Genomic DNA, 16,476 nt, shown 5'->3' on the forward strand with positions numbered 1-16,476 from the left:
GCCGATGGTGACAGCGGCGGGGTCCCGCTTTAGGGCGCGGCCATGACCGACCTTTCAAACAAGATCGCCCTCGTCACCGGTGCCTCACGCGGAATCGGTGCGGCGACCGCCGAGGCGCTCGCCAAGGCCGGCGCGCACGTCATTCTGGTGGCCCGATCGACCAACGGCCTGGAAGAGGTCGAGGACCGGATTCACGAAGCCGGCGGCACCGCTACCATCGCGCCGCTCGATATCACCGACGGCACGAACATCGCGAAGCTTGCCTCCGCGGTGGCCGAGCGCTGGGGCCGACTGGACCTGATGGTGTTGAACGCCGCCATGCTGGGCAGCCTGACACCGGTCGAACATATCGACGCCAAGGAATATGGCCGCATCCTGTCGCTGAACCTGCTGGCACCGCAGGCGATGCTGGCGGCTTTCGATCCCCTGCTGAAGCGTTCGGACAAGGCGGAGGTGATCGGCGTGACCAGTTCCGTCGGGCGTGAGCCGCGCGCTTTCTGGGGTGCTTACGGGTCGAGCAAGGCCGCGCTCGAAACGCTGCTTGGCGCCTATGCCGACGAGACCGCCTACACCGGCAAGCTGCGGGTCACGATCCTGGACCCCGGCGCCACGCGCACCCGCATGCGCGCCCTCGCCTTCCCGGGCGAGGAGCCGTCCGACGTCAAGCCCCCCGAGGTCGTCGCCGAGCGGCTCCTGGCCCTCCTTACGGAAGACCGCGAAAGCGGCGCGCGGGTCCGCGTCGACTAGCGAGCAGCTGCGGCGATCCGCTGGAAAAAGGCGGTCCGCTGCTGGCCGAGCCGATCGTCGAGTGCCGAAGGCCAGGCACTGACGGCGGCGATCACCAGCCTGCGCTTCGGATCGATCCAGATGCTTTGTCCGAAGATTCCGCTGGCACGATAGCCGGTCGGTTCGATCCACCAGAAATAGCCATAGCCGCGGCCTGCTTGCTGGAACGGCTGATGGATGCGGGTGGCGTCCGTGACCCAGTCGCGCGCCAGCAGGCCGTGTCCGCCTTCGACCATCAGCTGACCCAGCCGGGCATAATCGCGCAGCCGCATCGAAATGCAGCAGCCCGCGATTTCCCGACCGTTCTCGTCCACCTGCCAATACGCGTCCGCTTCCATGCCGTAGCGCTGCCAAATCCGCTGGGAGGCGTAGCGGCCGATCGGCATGCCGACTGCGCGCGACAGGATGGTGCCGGCAAGATTGGTCTCGCCCGTGTTGTAGTTGAACTTGCTTCCCGGCTGCGCAGCCCGGCCGAGAGTCTTCATGTAGGAGACGATAACGTCCTGGCCCGGCCCGACCGGCTGTGAGAACATCCGGGCAACGTCGCTTTTGGGGTCCGTGTAATCCTCGTTCCAGCGCGCTCCGGATGACATGGTCAGCACCTGCCGAACGGTTACCCCGTCGTAGGCGCTGCCTTTCATTTCCGGAATGAAGCGGGCCACCTGGTCGTCCAGACTGAGCTTTCCATCCTCGACGGCAGCGCCGAACAAGGTTGCCGTCAGCGACTTGGCGACTGAGAAACTGGTCCAGCGTTGGGCGGGCGAGAAGCCCCGCGCGTAACGCTCCAACCGCACCCGGCCGTCCTGCAGGACGATCAGGCCCGCGATGTTCTGGTCGGCAATGAACCGCGCGACCTCCGCATTGCGAAGGGGAAGCGGGCGCCCGCGGGGGAGCATGCGGACATGCCGGCCCGCCTTGACGGTGACCGTCGGGAAGATGGTCTCCATCGCCCGGAAGTTGCGGTCACGTTGCGCCTGGTTCCAGAACAGCACCTCCGCACCGGCCTGGCGCAGCGCCGCACGGCTGCGCGGGTCTTGCGGCACGGGCGATTGGGCCGCGGCGGGTGCCGACAGCAGGAGGACACAGGCAGCCAAACGCTTGAACATCAATGATCCTTCTTGATCAGGGTGACCTGGGCGACGTCGATCCCCCGCCCACGAAAACCGCCTTCGCAGTACATGAGGTAATAGCGCCAGAGCTGGTGAAAGCGCTCGCCGAAATCCGGCAGTCGTCCTTCGGCCACTGCACGATCATAGCGTTCGCGCCACAGGCGGAGGGTTTCGGCATAATCGAGTCCGAAGCCGACGCGGTCCTGCCAGTCGAGTCCCCGCTCGGCCGCAAGCGCTGCGAAGCGCGGCTCGTGCAGCAGCATGCCGCCGGGAAAGATATAGGCCTGGATGAAGTCGGCGGAGGCGGCATATCGGTCGAACAGCGCGGGCTGGATCGAGATGAGCTGCAACGCCGCCCGGCCGCCGGGCTTCAAAGCGCGGGCAATGGTGTCCAGGTAAGCCGGCCACCAGCGCTGACCCACCGCCTCGACCATCTCCACCGATGCGACGGAGTCGAAGGTGTCGCGGACGTCGCGGTAATCCTGGAGGCGGATGGTGATGCGGTCCAAGAGGCCCGCTTCTGCAATGCGCTGCTCGGCCCAGGCCTTTTGCTCGGTCGACAGGGTGAGGCCCGTCACATGGGCGCCGCGCCGCGCCGCTTCGATCGCCAGCGTGCCCCAGCCGCATCCGATCTCCAGCAAGCGGTCGCCGGCCTTGAGGTCGAGGCGGTCCAACAATGCCTGGACCTTGCGCAGTTGCGCGGCTGCGAGGTCATCGCCGCCGGCGAAAATCGCCGATGAGTAGGTCATGCTTTCGTCGAGCCAGGCGGCGTAGAAGTCGTTGCCGAGGTCGTAGTGCGCGGCGATATTGTCGCGGGCCTGGCCGGGGCCGTTGTCGCGCCACTGGTGGGCGAGCCAGCTCATCACGCGGAACGGGCCCTTGGCCCTGGCCACGCCGCCAAGGCTCGCGGCATTGCGCATGAAGAGGTCGAACAGGGGCACGGGGTCGGGCGAGGACCACTCGCCCCGCTCCCACGCCTTGTACCAACCAACGCTGCCAGAGGTGGCCAGCCGGACGAGCGCCATCCACCTATGGAGGTGGACAACCGGTTCGGGTCCGGGTGCGTAGAAGCCGACACGGCGGCGCTCCCCGGACGGAAGGGTCGCGTGAATGCCGCCTTCGCGCAGGCGTCCGTGAAGCTGGTCGACCACCCGCGCGAAGGCCGGCGCAACCAGCCGGCCGAAAATGCCCCCGCCGGTAGCGAAGCCACGATCCGCGTTGAGTAAATGCTCGCCCCTGCTTGCCACAAGATCTCTTAACCGCGGGCACGCGCCTCACGGAAGGCCTCAAGTGCACGCTCACGCGCTTCGCGCTGACCGATCAGGGGTTCGGGGTAGTCGGCGGGCGCCATGTCCTTGCCCCAGGGATCGTGGATTTGCGCGTCGGAAAGATCGGCAAGCTCCGGCACCCAGCGGCGGATGTAGTCGGCGGCGGCGAATTTCTCGGACTGCGTGAGCGGGGCCATGACCCGGTAAAAGGGCTGGCTGTCGAAGCCGGTGCCCGCGATCCACTGCCAGTTCTGGCTGTTGTTGGCGTAGTCCGCATCCACCAGCGTGTCCCAGAACCACCGCGCGCCGCGTCGCCAGTCGATCAGCAGGTGCTTGACGAGAAAGCTGGCGGTCACCAGCCGGGCCCGATTGTGCATCCAGCCGGTTGCCCACAATTGCCGCATGCCGGCGTCCACCAGCGGGTAGCCGGTGCGGCCTATGCTCCACGCCCGGAACTGCGCGTCTGCCTTTTTGCCGGTACGGTATCGTAGCCCTAACGAGCGCTGCTCGCGGGTACCGATGTCCGGGTCGGCGAGGATGACCGACCGGGAAAAATCGCGCCACGCAAGCTCCCGGCGAAACTTGTCCCCGGCATCTTCCGGCAGGCCGTGCCAGACCTGGCGGGGACTTAGCTCACCGAAGTGAAGATGCGGGGAAAGGTTCGAGGTCCCGACCTCGGCCGGCAGATCACGGCGCCTGGCGTAGCTTCCCGCTTCACTGGCGAAACGACGCAGGTGCCTTTGCGCACCCTCCTCGCCCGGCGTCCACACGTCGAACCCGCTCGCCCAATCCGGCTTGGTGGGCAGCAGATCCCAGTCAGCGAGCTTGTCCGACCGGGGCAGCTTGTCGGGCGTCGTCATCTTCGCCGGCGCAGGCTGCGGCGCCGATGGCGGGAGGTGCCGGGACAGGGCGCGATAAAAGGGTCCATAGATTTTGAATGCGCCACCCGACCCGCTGCGAATATCGGACGGCTCGTGCAGCACGTCTCCTTCGTGCAGCGTCAGCCGGTCGCCAAGCTCCGCTTCGGCCCTGCGCCACCAGGGTTCGTAGTGACGGGTTGCATGGACCGCAGCGGCCCCGCCTTCCTCCGCCACCTGGCGAACGACCTCGGCTGAGCGACCGCGGCGGAGGACGAGAGCGCCTCCACGCCGCTCGATCTCACGAGTCAGCGACGCCAGGCTATGATGAAGCCACCAGCGCTGGGCACCGCCAATCTTCCACACCCCGGGCGTTTCGTCGTCGAGGACGTAGAGCGCAAGCACCGGCCCTGCCTTGGCGGCGGCGGCGAAGGCCGGCTGGTCGGCGAGGCGAAGGTCCTGTCGGAGCCAGATAAGTTGCGGTTCGGCCATAGCTGGCTTGAACGCCTTACCCGGCAGTTCGGCTACGCGGCCCTTCGGCCGTATCGAGCGGGACGAGAAAGGTGTCGCGCGTCAGGGAGGAGTTGAAGCGCTGATCGCCGAGATAGGTCCGGCCATCGCGCTCGATGACGATCGGCATGCGGGACCAGAACAGAAAGGCTGCGACATCCTTGCGGCCACGGGCCACGGCCAGGGCCGGACTGTCGAGGTTGGTCCGGGCTCCACCGTCTTCGAAGATCACGCCATTCCAGTCCCGCCAGCCGTCATAATCAAGACTGCCGAACAGCCCCTCCCCGCGCCACAGCACCTGCCGCCGCCAGAAGGCGACGGGCTGCGGATTCGCGACCACCAGTTCGGGCGAAACGGTCGGCCCATAGCCCACCGGCGGCGGCGAGGAAGGCTGCCCCGCCCGCCAGGCGGCTCGCCGCAAAGATTCGGTGGGCTGGTGCTGAACGCGGGCCGCCACCGCCGCAGCGCCGAGCGCCTCGGCCTTGGCGGTGATCAATCCGTTGGCGACGATGTAGGCGCAGATCGCCGCGAATCCGATCCAGGCCGGGCGCCGCCAATCGCCGCCGCGCTTTTCGCGCAACCGGCTCCAGACGAAGCAGGCGATGAGAGCGGCCCAGACCCAGACATCGATGATGAACAGCGTGTCGCCGGCGTACCAGCGGCTGCTGAAGGGCTCCAGCAGCCGAATGCCGTAGCTGTTCAGCCAGTCAAGCGCCGGGTGGCTGAGGGTGCCGATGTAGGCGAGCAGCAACAACATGGCCGGGCGGACCGGCTGCTCCGTCGGGCGCCAGCGATTGTAGAGCAGCATGAGCCCGGTGAGCAGCAGCGGCAGCAGGACGAGCGCGATCGGACCATGGGTAACCCCCCGGCGAATTGCCAGGCTTTGTGTCCCGAGAACGGAAGCGATCGCATCGATGTCCGGAATATTGGCCGCAATGATCAGGGTCGGCATCGCGCGGCCTGTAAGCTTCTTCAATCCCATCTGCCCCAGCAACGCGCCGGCCATGCTGTGCGTCAGATTGTCCATCAGCGAGCCTTCGCGAACCAGATGTGATGGCGCGGCCCCTTGCCGTTGGCGCGGGCGCGGACAACCTCTTCCTCGACGCGAAAGCCGGCCGTCTGGAGGGTGCGCGTAAATCGCGGATCGGGACCGGCGGACCAGATGGCCAGAAGGCCACCCGGCTTCAGCGCCTGTTGTGCGGCGTGCAGTCCAGCGGGAGAGTAGAGCCGATCGTTTTCCGGCCGCACCAGCGCGTCGGGTCCATTGTCCACATCGAGCAGGATTGCGTCCCACGATGCCGGGGCCATCGCCTGTGCAACATCGCCAAGGCGGATCGATACCCGCGGATCGTCGAGACAACCGGCGGTGAGGTCCGCCATGGGCCCGCGCGCCCAATCGAGGATTTCGGGGACCAGTTCGGCCACCGTGACCTTCGCGTCGCGCGGGAGAAGCCGAAGCGCGGCGCGGAGGGTGAAGCCCATGCCGTAGCCGCCGATCAGCCAGCGCTGGTTCTTGCCGCCACCCAGCCGCTGCGCGGTCAGGTCGGCGAGAGCCTCCTCCGACCCGCTCATCCGGGTCGACATGAGCTCGTCCCGGTCGACCAGGATCATATGGTCACCCCCCCGCTGGTAGAGGCGCATCTCCGCGCCGCCCGGGATCCTGGCAGTGGCGACGAGGGTGCGGGGGATCATGCGCGCGCCGGACTATTCAGCGCGGCTCCTTTTCCACCATCCAGCTTTGACCCTTCGCGACCAGGGCCTGGAGGTCGGGCTTCTTGCCCGCCGCTGCAGCGCTGTTCTGTTCGAGCACGGCGCTTTCAAAGGTCGGTGCGGGGTCATCGTAAATGACGCCGAGCGCCACCGGAAAGCCCTGGCCCGGCATTTCGACCAGCATATGCGCGATCGAGCGATTGCGCGGGTTGTGCACGATGACGGAAGGATCATCGCCCGCGACCACCTTCAGCGACAGCGTCTCGAGGTCGAGTGCGATCCCCTTCGTGCCGTTGGCGAACAGCATTTTCTCGCCGGGCCTGAGCCACAGCTGCATGTCGGCGGCGAATTCCTTGGCCGTGAAGGGCGCAAACACGTCGTCGTTGTAGACCACGCAATTCTGGAAGATCTCGACAAACGCCGCGCCCTTGTGGGCGTGAGCGGCCTTCAGGACCTCGGGCAGGTTCTTGTGAACGTCGATCCCCCGCGCGACGAAGCGGGCGCCCGAGCCAAGTGCAAAGGCGCAGGGCCGCGCCGGACGATCGACCGAGCCGAACGGCGTGGACGGCGAACGCGTCCCGATCCTTGAGGTGGGGGAATATTGTCCCTTGGTCAGCCCGTAGATCTCGTTGTTGAACAGAAGGATCTGGCAATCGAGATTGCGGCGAAGAACATGCATTGTGTGGTTGCCGCCGATCGACAGCGCGTCGCCGTCGCCAGTGATAATCCACACGTCGAGTTCCGGATTGGCGAGTTTGACGCCCGTAGCCACCGCGGGCGCGCGGCCATGGATGGTGTGGAAGCCGTAGGTCTCCATGTAATAGGGGAACCGGCTGGAGCAGCCGATGCCGGAAACGAATACGGTCTTTTCCCGCGCCACGCCGAGATCGGGCATGGTCCGCTGAACGGCCTTCAGCACCGCATAATCCCCGCACCCCGGACACCAGCGGACTTCCTGGTCCGACGCCCAGTCCTTGGCAGTGGTTTTTTCGATGGTGGAAAGATCGTTCATCAGAACAGCAGCCAATAGATGAGGAGAAGCACGACGATCAGCATCATGATCAGCGGGAAGGCATTGATCTGTTTCATACCAGCGCTTTCCCCGGAGCACCCGGATCGTGACCAGATTCCGCCTCCGGCAACTGGGTCCGATCGGCGGACATGGCGCCCCCGACGTGGCCCCTCAGCGCTTCCTCGATCGCGGCCTCGATCTCAACGATCCGGAACGGTTGACCCGACACTTTCGTAAGGCTGCGCGCATCGACCAGGAACAGGTCGCGAAGGATGGTCTTGAGCTGCCCCGAGTTCATCTCTGGAACCAGGATATGCTCGTAGGAACGAAGGAGGTCGCCCAGATTCCTCGGCATCGGTGCGATGTGGCGCAGATGAATGTGGCTGACGTCATGGCCACGATCGCGCAGGCGGCGAACCGCCTGGTGGATCGGGCCGAACGTCGAACCCCAGCCGACCACGGCGAGCTTGCCGCCCTCCGTCCCGAGGCACACCTCCTGGTCCGGGATGCTGTCCGCGATGCCGGCCACCTTGGCATGACGAACGCGGGTCATCTCGGCATGGGCGGCAGGCGAATAATCGATGTCGCCGGTGGACGGATTCTTCTCGATCCCGCCGATGCGGTGGGTGAGTCCGGGCGTTCCGGGCTTGATCCACGGCCGCGCGAGATTGTCGTTGCGGGCGTAAGGCAGCGGCTTTTCGCCCTCGCCGGGCCGCGTATCGAAGAAGGTCACCGGGAACGGCTCGTAGGCGCTCATGTCCGGCACGCGCCACGGCTCGGCGGCGTTGGCGATATAGCCATCGGTCAACAGCATGACGGGGGTCATGTAGTGGGCGGCGATGCGGCAGGCCTCGATCGCGCAGTCGAACGCGTCCGCCGGCGAGCGGGCGGCGATCACCGGCAGCGGCGCATCGCCGTTTCGGCCATAGACCGCCTGGTACAGATCGGACTGCTCGGTCTTGGTCGGCAGGCCGGTCGATGGGCCGCCACGCTGGGAATTAACGATCACCAGCGGCAGCTCGGTCATGACGGCAAGGCCGATCGCCTCGGTCTTCAGGGCAATGCCCGGTCCCGACGAGGAGGTCACCCCCAGCTGCCCGGCATAGGAAGCACCGATCGCCGCGCAGATGGCGGCGATCTCATCTTCCGCCTGGAAGGTGGTGATGCCGAATTCCTTCAGCCGCGACAGATGGTGCAGCAACGGCGAGGCCGGGGTGATCGGGTAGGAGCCGAAGAACATCGGCAGGCCGGCCAGTTGAGCGCCGGCAACGAGCCCCAGCCCGAGCGATTCCGCGCCGGTCACGGTGCGATAGAGCCCTGGTTCGGCCGGCGCCGGACCGATGTGGCGCGGCTTGAAAGCAGCGCCCATCTCGATCGTCTCGCCATAGGCGTGGCCGGCGTTCAGCGCCGCGATGTTGGCCTCGGCAAGCTGCGGCGCCTTGGCGAATTTTGTCTTGAGCCAGTCCGTGATCGGCCCGCGTTCGCGGTCGAACATCCATAGCGCCAGGCCCAGCGTCCACATGTTCTTGCAGCGCAGCGCTTCCTTGTTGCCGAGCCCGAACGGTTTCACGGCGTCGAGGGTTAGCTGGGAGATATTGAACTTGATCAGCTGCCAGCGATGGAGGCTGCCGTCCTCCAGCGGGTTTTCGGCGTAGCCCGCCTTGGCCAGGTTGCGGGCGGTGAATTCGCCCTCGTCGGCAATGATCATGCCGCCGTCACGCAGGCTTTCGACGTTCACCTTCAGCGCCGCGGGGTTCATCGCCACCAATACGTCCGGCTGGTCGCCAGCGGTCTCGATGTCGGCCGAACCGAAATTGATCTGGAAGGCGGAGACGCCGAACGTCGTGCCCTGCGGCGCGCGAATTTCCGCGGGGAAGTCGGGGAAGGTCGCAAGGTCGTTGCCGGCCAGCGCGGTGGACAGTGTGAACTGCCCGCCCGTCAGCTGCATGCCATCGCCGCTGTCTCCAGCAAAACGGACTACGACGGATTCGGGAGCGTCGCCGCGCGAAGCTTCTTCGGGGGTGAGGAAATGGGTGGCCGTAGCCATGAAGCATACCTGAAGATCTGGGGTGTTAAGAGGTTATCTAGACCCTTTGTGGCAAGTTTGCGAGCGTGTGCGTACGGCAGTGCGGCGGAGACGATGATCGCCGCGATCGAGCCCCGTAATGGCAGCGGCATCGCTTCCGCTTCGACGGCGCTGCGGTCAGATAAGGACGAGATCGCTCCGCCATGCTATTTTCCAGCCGGACTGACCCGCGTAGGTCAGGCGCGGCAGGGGGGCGGCGGTGATCTATAAACGCATGATGGCCAAGCTGCGGGCGCAGGACTGGGCCGCGATCGCCATCGAGCTGGCGATCGTCATCGTCGGGGTCTTCATCGGTACCCTGGTCGCCAACTGGAACCAGGAACGTGTCCAGCAACGCGAAACCCAACGGCTGCTTGGACAACTCGATACGGAATTGGGCGCATTCAGCGAGGAGTTGAGCAACTTCGAGCAATATTATCGGATCGTCTCTAGCTTTGTGGCGACCGCGGAGCGGGGCTGGCGAAACGACTCTTCCGTCAGCGACCTCGATTTCATCATCGCGGCCTATCAGGCGAGCCAAATCACAGGCGTGGTCACGGATTTCTCGGTCTGGAGCACCATTTTCGGTGCGGAGAACATGCGTGACATCGCTGATCGGACCACTCGGGAAGGCGTCGCCCGGGTCATGACCTTCGACTACGGACTGGTCGATCTCCGGGTGGTGGCGACCCGCTATCGGGAGGAAGTCCGCAAGGTTATTCCAGCGGCGGTTCAGGCGGCGATCGTGGAGCGCTGCGGCGACCGGCCGACTCCCAAAGGTTTCCTGATCTTGCCGGAAACCTGCGCGGTGGACATCGACCCGGCACTGGCGGCGCGAACCGCAGCGGCACTGCGGGCGAGGACCGATCTTCCGGCCGAACTGAACTGGCACCAGGCCGCGACTGCAAACCAGCTTGCCAACATGAGGGCACTGAATAATCAGGTCGTGCAACTTTCCAGCCGCATCGGGCCGGGAGAGATCGGAAGAGCGCAGTGACGAAGACGATGGGATACCGCCGCGGGGTCGGCGTGATGCTACTGAACCAGGACAAGATGGTCTGGGTCGGCCGGCGCATCGATAATACGGACGAAGCCTGGCAGATGCCGCAAGGCGGGATCGACGAAGGCGAGGAGCCGTGGGCGACCGCCCTGCGCGAACTGGAGGAGGAAACGGGCATCCCTCCGTTTCTCGTCGAGCGGGTGGCCGATCATCCCGAGCGGCTGCGCTACGACCTTCCCGAGGAACTGCAGCCGAAGTTGTGGGGCGGCAAGTGGCGGGGCCAGGAGCAGGACTGGTTCCTGTGCCGCTTTCTGGGCCGGCAAAGCGACATCGACATCGCGACCAAGCATCCCGAATTCTGCGACTGGAAATGGATCGAGGCGCATCACCTTCCCGACATCATCGTGCCGTTCAAGCGCGACCTTTATCGCTGCCTGATCGATCACTGGGCAGAGTATCTGTAGCGGCCGGTGTGGCGTTCCGGCTCGCTCACGGCTAGAGCGAGCCGCCATGATGGGGGACTTGACCAGCGCCGAGCAGGACGCCGTCGAACGGGCGGGCGCGGAGCCGATGCTGCGGCAGGTGGAGTTGTGGAGCGAAATCAACTCCGGTTCGGGCAATATGCGCGGGTTGGAACTGATGGCCGGCGCACTTGCGGATTGCTTCTCCGCGCTTCCGGGCGATCTCACCCTGCGCAACCCCGCTCCCGTAACCGCCATCGATCCCGGCGGCCGCGAGATGGACGTACCTCACGGTCGACATCTGCACCTGGCGGTTCGTCCCCAGGCGCCAGTGCAACTGCTGTTCACCGGCCATATGGACACGGTGTATCCGGTCGATCACCCGTTTCAGCACATCGCCTGGCGGGAGGACGGCGTGCTTGGCGGGCCGGGCGTCGCCGACATGAAGGGTGGGCTGGCCGTCATGCTGGCGGCGCTGAAGGCGGTCGAAGCCAGCCCCGTGGCGGCGTTGCTCGGTTATGAAATCCTGATTAATTCCGACGAGGAGGTGGGCTCCCCATCGTCCGCCACCTTGCTGGCTGAAGCGGCACGGGGCAAGCGGGCGGCGCTGACCTACGAACCCGCGGCACTGCCCGACGGAACGCTGGCCGGAGCACGTCCGGGCAGCGGGAATTTCAGCTTCATCATCACCGGCCGCTCGGCCCACGCGGGGCGCAACCCGGAAGATGGACGCAACGCGATCATTGCGGCGGCCGACCTCGCGCTACGGCTTCGGCAGCTGATGCGCCATGGGCTGAGCGTCAATGTCGCCCGCATGGACGGCGGCGGACCGAACAATGTCGTCCCCGATCACGCCGTCCTGCGGGTGAACCTTCGGCCCGTCACGCCGGAACTGCAGGACGAGGCGCAGGCGGGTATCGCCGCGGCAGTGGCTGCCGTGGCCACCGAGCATGATGTGGGCATCCACACCCACGGTGGCTTCGGACGGCCGCCCAAACCGATGACGACCGATTCGGTGCGGCTGTTCGGCCTGGTCAAGCGCGCCGGCGAGGACCTTGGCCAGCACATCGCCTGGGCCCCGTCCGGCGGTGTATGCGACGGCAACAACATCGCTGCCTGCGGCGTCCCGGTCGTCGACACGATGGGCGTACGCGGCGGCAAGATCCATTCAGCGGAGGAATATCTGATCGTCGAGTCCCTGGCCGAGCGCGCCGCGCTGTCGGCCCTCACCGTGATGCGCCTTGCCGAGGCGCGCGCATGAGCTTTCGCGTGCGGCCGGCCAGACCGGAAGACTTCGATGCCATGTATGAAATGGCCAAGCTGACCGGCGGCGGGTTCACCAACCTGCCGGCCGACAAGGGCACGCTGGTGGCGAAGCTCGCACGGTCGGATGAAGCGTTCGCACGGGCCGAGGAGCAGCAGTGCAACGATTGCTTCATCTTCATGCTGGAGGACCCGAAGGCAGGCACGATCCGCGGCACCTGCCAGGTGTTCGGCCAGGTCGGCGTCACACAGGCCTTCTACAGCTATCACATTTCGACCCTGACCCAGTGGTCGCCTGAGCTTGGCAAGACGTTCAAGAATCAGCTGCTGACGCTGACCACCGATCTTGAGGACGCCAGCGAGGTCGGTGGCCTTTTCCTTCATCCGGCCATGCGCGCGGGCGGGCTGGGACTGCTGCTGGCGCGCAGCCGCTACATGTTCATCCGCCAGCATCGCGAACGCTTCGGCGACCGCCTGCTGGCCGAATTGCGCGGAGTGATGGACGAAGGGGGCAATTCGCCCTTCTGGGATGCGCTGGCGGGCAAGTTCTTCGACATGAGCTTTCCCGAAGCGGACCAGTTCAATGCCATGCACGGCACCCAGTTCATTGCCGAGCTGATGCCGAAGTCGCCGATCTACGTCTCGCTGCTGCCCGACAGCGCGCGGGCCGTCATGGGACAGCCGCACCCGACCGGCCGCGCCGCCTTGCGCATGCTCGAGGCGGAAGGCTTCAGCTATGATCGCTACATCGACATCTTCGACGGTGGGCCGACGGTTGTGGCGCGTACCGACCAGGTCAGGACCGTGCGCGAGTCGACGGAGGAGCGGGTCGCTGCGATCGGCGATGGCGGACCGCTGAAAATGCTGTTGGCAGCCGGGCGGCTCAAGCAGTTCCGGGCCTGCATGGGCGAAGTGGCGCGGGTCGGCGACGGCCTGCAGATCAGCCGCGAGACTGCGGAACTGCTGGAAGTCGGCGAGGGCGACAAAATCCTGGCGGTGAGCCGCTGATGCCGCTGCGGGAGATCAATTTCGATGGGCTGGTCGGCCCCAGCCACAATTATGCCGGCTTGAGTCTGGGCAATCTGGCGGCGATGCGTAACGCCGGGGAAGTCAGCTATCCGCGGGCCGCGGCCCTGCAGGGCCTGGACAAGATGCGCGCCAACCTGGCGCTGGGCCTCGCGCAAGGACTGTTCGTGCCGCAGCCGCGACCGGCCCGGCGGTGGCTGGCTGAGCTTGGCACCAGTCCCGAACAGGCAGACTTGCCGTTGCTGGCCAACGCCATGTCCGCGTCGTCCATGTGGGCGGCCAATGCCGCGACGGTCTCCCCGGCCCCGGACACCGGCGACGGGCGCACGCATCTGACGGTCGCCAATCTTCGCACGATGCCGCATCGCAGCCACGAATGGCCAGCGACGCTGAAGCAGCTCCGCCTGGCGTTTGCCGACGAACGGCACTTCGCCGTCCATGGACCGGTACCCACGGCCTTTGGCGACGAAGGCGCTGCCAATTTCATGCGGCTGACCACGGCTCATGATCAGCCGGGCGTGGAAGTGTTCGTTTACGGCCTTTCGGGCGGTCCCTACCCGGCCCGGCAGCATCCGGAGGCATTTCGCGCCATCGCGCGACTCCACCGCCTCGCGCCGGACCGCACCCTGTTTGTGCAGCAGTCGGAAGAAGCGATTGCCGCCGGCGCGTTCCACAATGACGTGGTGGCGGTCGCCAATGAGCGCGTGCTGTTCGCACATGAGCAGGCCTTTGCCGACCGCGATGGGTTCGTCGCCGACCTCTCATCCCGCTTCCCAGACTTGGAGTATGTGGAGGTGGCGGCGGCGGAGGTCAGTCTGGAAGATGCCATCCGATCCTACTTGTTCAACGCGCAGCTGGTGACCCCGCTGAACGGTGAGCCGACCCTGGTCGTTCCGCAAGAAGCGCGCGAGACGCCGAGCGTCTGGGAATGGTTGCAACGGCATCTGGCCGGCAACGGGGCTGTTCGCCGAGTCGAGGTCGTCGACGTGCGCCAATCGATGGCCAACGGCGGCGGCCCCGCCTGCCTGCGGCTGCGCGTGGTCGCGGATCCAGCGACGGTGGACCCGCGCTTCATGGTGGACGAGCGGAAGCTCGATCGGCTGTCGGCGCTGGTTCAGGCCGCGTGGCCGGAGACGATCGCGCCGGACGAGCTTCGGTCCGCCACTCTGATTGCGGACATGGAGCAGGCGCGGAACGCACTCCTGGACCAACTCGAACTGTCCGAATTGTCGGAATAGCTTACACTTTAACAGTTTTGGTTAACGCAGAATCGGCGGAACTCCGCCGCTGGCATGGCCGTTGCTTAACCAATGACGATGCTGAAACGCCTGGGCCGCCTGTTCACGATCAAGACCCGCTGGGAAGCGTGGGCGGTGATCTGGGCGATTTCGCTGGGCGCGGTCGAACGCGGCAAACACTATCTCGAGGTCTATCCGGGTTGGATGGGGTGGATGTTCTTCTTCGCCTGTTCGGCGGTCGTCTTCATCGCGGGACCAAAGCTGCTGGACAGCGTCCGGACGGTCCCCGCCACTGCGCCGGTGAAGCTTGCCAAGACCCCGCCGCGGCGGATCAGTCGTAGTCGGCCCAGCTCATTCCGTCGGCCCGGCGGTTCAACGTTACCGACTTCACTTCGCAAAGGTTGAGCCGGGCCCATTCGACGCGGCCACTGCCGGACACATCGGCACGAACATCGAAGGCACACTCGTCGCCCGACAGGTCGCTTGCAGTCCGGGCCCCCGGGGAAAGACCCGGCGTCAACGGCTTCCATGCCTTGCCGAACTGACGGATTTCAACGTTGGTCAAGGATGAGCCTGTGCCATTCACGAACGCCACCGTGCCCGGCCCCGCCGAAGCGGTCACCGACCAGGCTGCAAACAGGCCCAGAACGAGCAATCGTAGCACGCCCTGTTTATAGCGCGTTTACCCCCTCGCCGACAATCAGGCGGCGAGTGGCGCGCGGCGGCCATGGCTATGGATCGGCGCCGACGACCCGCGGAGGTATGATTCGCTGAGCGGAAGCGCGGTCCCGCAGAATCCGCATTCGGCGAGCATCCGGCCGATCAGCCAGTGCGTGCGTCCGCAGCCAGGGCAATGGTTGACCGCATTTTCCCGATAAACGGCGTGGTACCCGCGCAAGTGCGGATTGAATTGGCGGCTGCTGGCGTTGACGGTGTTGAGCATGGGATGTCCTTCCATCCGTGTTTTGCCTGCATGAACGAGGGACGAGTCGTTCGGTTTCGTAGACAAGCCGCAGATTGTTACGGGTGTCACCCCCCTGCCACAGCAGTGTCCCGCTCAAGGACGCATCGGATCTCCGCGGGAACCCTGTGGATATTTACCATTCGGTAGGAAACATCCCGCATGGTGCGGCCCGTGGACCAATAGTGCTTGCGTTGGAGATTGGCTGTGGAATCGAACCATCGTTACTACTTCCGCCGGGCAGCGGAGGAACGGCTCGCAGCGCAACGCGCGATCACGGAAAACGCGCGCGACTGGCATGCGAAACTAGCCCAGCAATTCGCGGCTAGAGCAGCCGAGTCCCAGGGTGTCGCACTGACCGCTTGACCGCAGGCGCCGATTTACTCGGACGCGGGCCGCAGCGCCCAGAGTGCCGCAGGACTTGCTCCGGCGGCCTTTTCGCATAGAGCAGCCGCCCATGATCCTATTCCTTGCCGCGTTGATGCAGGCGGCTCCGCCTCCCCCCGGACCGCCGCCTCCGCCGACCGGCGACGTGACCTGTCCGGATGGGGCGAAGGTCGCCGCCACTGCGGCCTGTCCGAAGCCACCCTTGTTGCGGGTCTTCTTCGACAGCGGTGAGGCGGAAATCAGTCGCGACGGTCAGGCCGTCATCGACGAGGCCGTCTCGATCTGGCGTCGGGGGCGGGTCGCGCGATTGCTGATCGCTGGGCACAGCGACCGGTCGGGACCGCTCGGTGCGAACCGCCGATCCTCCGAAGCGCGGGCTCGAGCGGTGCGGGACGCGCTGGTCAAGGCAGGTGTCGAGGCGACCGCGTTGGAGATTGACGCCTACGGGGAGAGCCGCCCCTTCATCACGACGCCCGACGGCGTGCGCGAGCCGCAGAACCGGCGAGTGGAAATCAGCTTCATCCCGCGCTGAGGCTGGCACAGCCAAGGTACCAAGGGCTCTTAGCAAGGATCCGGAGGCCACTTCGCTCAAGCCAACTCGGAGCTGTTTCCGCTGCGCTCAAATGGTGCGGGTCAGCCGTGACCGACTGAGAAACACAAACGGGGCTCTCCGCTAGGAGAACCCCGTTTGCGGTTATGGCGCGCCCGGAACGATTCGAACGTCCGACCCTCAGATTCGTAGTCTGATGCTCTATCCAGCTGAGCTACGGGCGCGTGCCGAGGGCGCATCTAGGGGGATGGTGCCCGGCGCGCAACCCCTATG

General features: G+C 65.8%; 17 protein-coding genes and 1 tRNA gene. 7 read left to right on the top strand and 11 right to left on the bottom strand.

Features of this window, described 5'->3' with window-relative positions:
- The first annotated feature begins 42 nt into the window (after positions 1–42).
- Positions 43–747, top strand: coding sequence for an SDR family NAD(P)-dependent oxidoreductase (locus AC4GYS_RS11775; RefSeq protein WP_491109265.1), 705 nt, complete (start codon positions 43–45; stop codon positions 745–747).
- Here AC4GYS_RS11775 and AC4GYS_RS11780 read toward each other — a convergent pair.
- The 7 genes from AC4GYS_RS11780 to AC4GYS_RS11810 all read right to left on the bottom strand — a co-directional run bounded on the left by AC4GYS_RS11780 (position 744) and on the right by AC4GYS_RS11810 (position 9,299).
- Complete coding sequence (locus tag AC4GYS_RS11780) at positions 744–1,892, bottom strand: serine hydrolase domain-containing protein (protein WP_491109266.1); 1,149 nt, start codon at positions 1,890–1,892, stop codon at positions 744–746. The two genes, AC4GYS_RS11775 and AC4GYS_RS11780, sit on opposite strands and share 4 nt — an antisense overlap.
- Positions 1,892–3,142: a class I SAM-dependent methyltransferase gene (locus AC4GYS_RS11785; RefSeq protein WP_491109267.1), complete on the bottom strand. Its 1,251-nt coding sequence runs from the start codon at positions 3,140–3,142 to the stop codon at positions 1,892–1,894. Before AC4GYS_RS11785 ends, AC4GYS_RS11780 begins: the two co-directional genes overlap by 1 nt.
- Positions 3,143–3,150: 8 nt before the next feature.
- Positions 3,151–4,512: a cryptochrome/photolyase family protein gene (locus AC4GYS_RS11790; protein WP_491109268.1), complete on the bottom strand. Its 1,362-nt coding sequence runs from the start codon at positions 4,510–4,512 to the stop codon at positions 3,151–3,153.
- A 16-nt stretch (positions 4,513–4,528) separates the two neighbouring features.
- Entirely contained in the window at positions 4,529–5,557 is a 1,029-nt protein-coding gene (locus tag AC4GYS_RS11795) for a metal-dependent hydrolase (protein WP_491109269.1), read from the bottom strand.
- Positions 5,557–6,222 (bottom strand): spermidine synthase, encoded by a 666-nt coding sequence (locus tag AC4GYS_RS11800; protein ID WP_491109270.1) that lies wholly within the window; start codon positions 6,220–6,222, stop codon positions 5,557–5,559. Before AC4GYS_RS11800 ends, AC4GYS_RS11795 begins: the two co-directional genes overlap by 1 nt.
- A gap of 16 nt (positions 6,223–6,238) precedes the next feature.
- Positions 6,239–7,252 carry a 2-oxoacid:ferredoxin oxidoreductase subunit beta gene (locus AC4GYS_RS11805; protein WP_491109271.1) on the bottom strand — a complete coding sequence of 338 codons (1,014 nt, stop codon included), beginning with the start codon at positions 7,250–7,252 and terminating at the stop codon, positions 6,239–6,241.
- 73 nt (positions 7,253–7,325) lie between these two features.
- Complete coding sequence (locus tag AC4GYS_RS11810; RefSeq protein WP_491109272.1) at positions 7,326–9,299, bottom strand: 2-oxoacid:acceptor oxidoreductase subunit alpha; 1,974 nt, start codon at positions 9,297–9,299, stop codon at positions 7,326–7,328.
- A gap of 238 nt (positions 9,300–9,537) precedes the next feature.
- Between AC4GYS_RS11810 and AC4GYS_RS11815 the strand changes: the two genes are divergently transcribed.
- Genes AC4GYS_RS11815 through AC4GYS_RS11835 form a run of 5 tightly spaced genes read left to right on the top strand, consistent with a single transcriptional unit; the run spans position 9,538 to position 14,305 of the window.
- Positions 9,538–10,314, top strand: coding sequence for a hypothetical protein (locus AC4GYS_RS11815; protein ID WP_491109273.1), 777 nt, complete (start codon positions 9,538–9,540; stop codon positions 10,312–10,314).
- Between the two features lie 8 nt (positions 10,315–10,322).
- Entirely contained in the window at positions 10,323–10,781 is a 459-nt protein-coding gene (locus AC4GYS_RS11820; RefSeq protein WP_491109415.1) for an RNA pyrophosphohydrolase, read from the top strand.
- A gap of 49 nt (positions 10,782–10,830) precedes the next feature.
- Positions 10,831–12,039, top strand: coding sequence for a hydrolase (locus tag AC4GYS_RS11825; RefSeq protein WP_491109416.1), 1,209 nt, complete (start codon positions 10,831–10,833; stop codon positions 12,037–12,039).
- Positions 12,036–13,049, top strand: a complete 1,014-nt coding sequence (locus tag AC4GYS_RS11830; protein ID WP_491109274.1) for an arginine N-succinyltransferase — start codon at positions 12,036–12,038, stop codon at positions 13,047–13,049. Before AC4GYS_RS11825 ends, AC4GYS_RS11830 begins: the two co-directional genes overlap by 4 nt.
- Positions 13,049–14,305 (top strand): N-succinylarginine dihydrolase, encoded by a 1,257-nt coding sequence (locus tag AC4GYS_RS11835; protein WP_491109275.1) that lies wholly within the window; start codon positions 13,049–13,051, stop codon positions 14,303–14,305. Before AC4GYS_RS11830 ends, AC4GYS_RS11835 begins: the two co-directional genes overlap by 1 nt.
- A 191-nt stretch (positions 14,306–14,496) precedes the next feature.
- Here AC4GYS_RS11835 and AC4GYS_RS11840 read toward each other — a convergent pair whose 3' ends face one another.
- From AC4GYS_RS11840 to AC4GYS_RS11850, 3 genes are read right to left on the bottom strand one after another with little or no spacing between them, the layout of a single operon-like run.
- The gene (locus AC4GYS_RS11840; protein WP_491109276.1) at positions 14,497–14,619 is read right to left on the bottom strand and encodes a hypothetical protein; all 123 of its coding nucleotides are present in this window, start codon (positions 14,617–14,619) and stop codon (positions 14,497–14,499) included.
- A 17-nt stretch (positions 14,620–14,636) separates the two neighbouring features.
- Complete coding sequence (locus AC4GYS_RS11845) at positions 14,637–14,969, bottom strand: hypothetical protein (protein ID WP_491109277.1); 333 nt, start codon at positions 14,967–14,969, stop codon at positions 14,637–14,639.
- Positions 14,970–15,005: 36 nt separating this feature from the next.
- A complete protein-coding gene (locus AC4GYS_RS11850; RefSeq protein ID WP_491109278.1) occupies positions 15,006–15,248 on the bottom strand; it encodes a hypothetical protein in 243 nt (80 codons plus the stop codon).
- Positions 15,249–15,723: 475 nt separating this feature from the next.
- Between AC4GYS_RS11850 and AC4GYS_RS11855 the strand changes: the two genes are divergently transcribed.
- Positions 15,724–16,185: an OmpA family protein gene (locus tag AC4GYS_RS11855; protein WP_491109279.1), complete on the top strand. Its 462-nt coding sequence runs from the start codon at positions 15,724–15,726 to the stop codon at positions 16,183–16,185.
- A gap of 165 nt (positions 16,186–16,350) precedes the next feature.
- On the opposite strand, the gene AC4GYS_RS11860 is transcribed toward AC4GYS_RS11855, so the two are convergent.
- Positions 16,351–16,427: transfer RNA gene (locus tag AC4GYS_RS11860), tRNA-Arg, on the bottom strand.
- Between the last annotated feature and the right edge of the window lie 49 nt (positions 16,428–16,476).

The sequence above is a fragment of the Sphingomonas sp. SP1 genome (assembly GCF_058313395.1).

Coding starts and splice junctions, on each gene's coding strand:
- AC4GYS_RS11775 (WP_491109265.1), top strand. CDS start 43: ATGACCGACCTTTCAAACAAGATCGCCCTCGTCACCGGTGCCTCACGC.
- AC4GYS_RS11780 (WP_491109266.1), bottom strand. CDS start 1,892: ATGTTCAAGCGTTTGGCTGCCTGTGTCCTCCTGCTGTCGGCACCCGCC.
- AC4GYS_RS11790 (WP_491109268.1), bottom strand. CDS start 4,512: ATGGCCGAACCGCAACTTATCTGGCTCCGACAGGACCTTCGCCTCGCC.
- AC4GYS_RS11795 (WP_491109269.1), bottom strand. CDS start 5,557: ATGGACAATCTGACGCACAGCATGGCCGGCGCGTTGCTGGGGCAGATG.
- AC4GYS_RS11800 (WP_491109270.1), bottom strand. CDS start 6,222: ATGATCCCCCGCACCCTCGTCGCCACTGCCAGGATCCCGGGCGGCGCG.
- AC4GYS_RS11805 (WP_491109271.1), bottom strand. CDS start 7,252: ATGAACGATCTTTCCACCATCGAAAAAACCACTGCCAAGGACTGGGCG.
- AC4GYS_RS11810 (WP_491109272.1), bottom strand. CDS start 9,299: ATGGCTACGGCCACCCATTTCCTCACCCCCGAAGAAGCTTCGCGCGGC.
- AC4GYS_RS11820 (WP_491109415.1), top strand. CDS start 10,323: ATGGGATACCGCCGCGGGGTCGGCGTGATGCTACTGAACCAGGACAAG.
- AC4GYS_RS11825 (WP_491109416.1), top strand. CDS start 10,831: ATGGGGGACTTGACCAGCGCCGAGCAGGACGCCGTCGAACGGGCGGGC.
- AC4GYS_RS11830 (WP_491109274.1), top strand. CDS start 12,036: ATGAGCTTTCGCGTGCGGCCGGCCAGACCGGAAGACTTCGATGCCATG.
- AC4GYS_RS11835 (WP_491109275.1), top strand. CDS start 13,049: ATGCCGCTGCGGGAGATCAATTTCGATGGGCTGGTCGGCCCCAGCCAC.
- AC4GYS_RS11850 (WP_491109278.1), bottom strand. CDS start 15,248: ATGCTCAACACCGTCAACGCCAGCAGCCGCCAATTCAATCCGCACTTG.
- AC4GYS_RS11855 (WP_491109279.1), top strand. CDS start 15,724: ATGATCCTATTCCTTGCCGCGTTGATGCAGGCGGCTCCGCCTCCCCCC.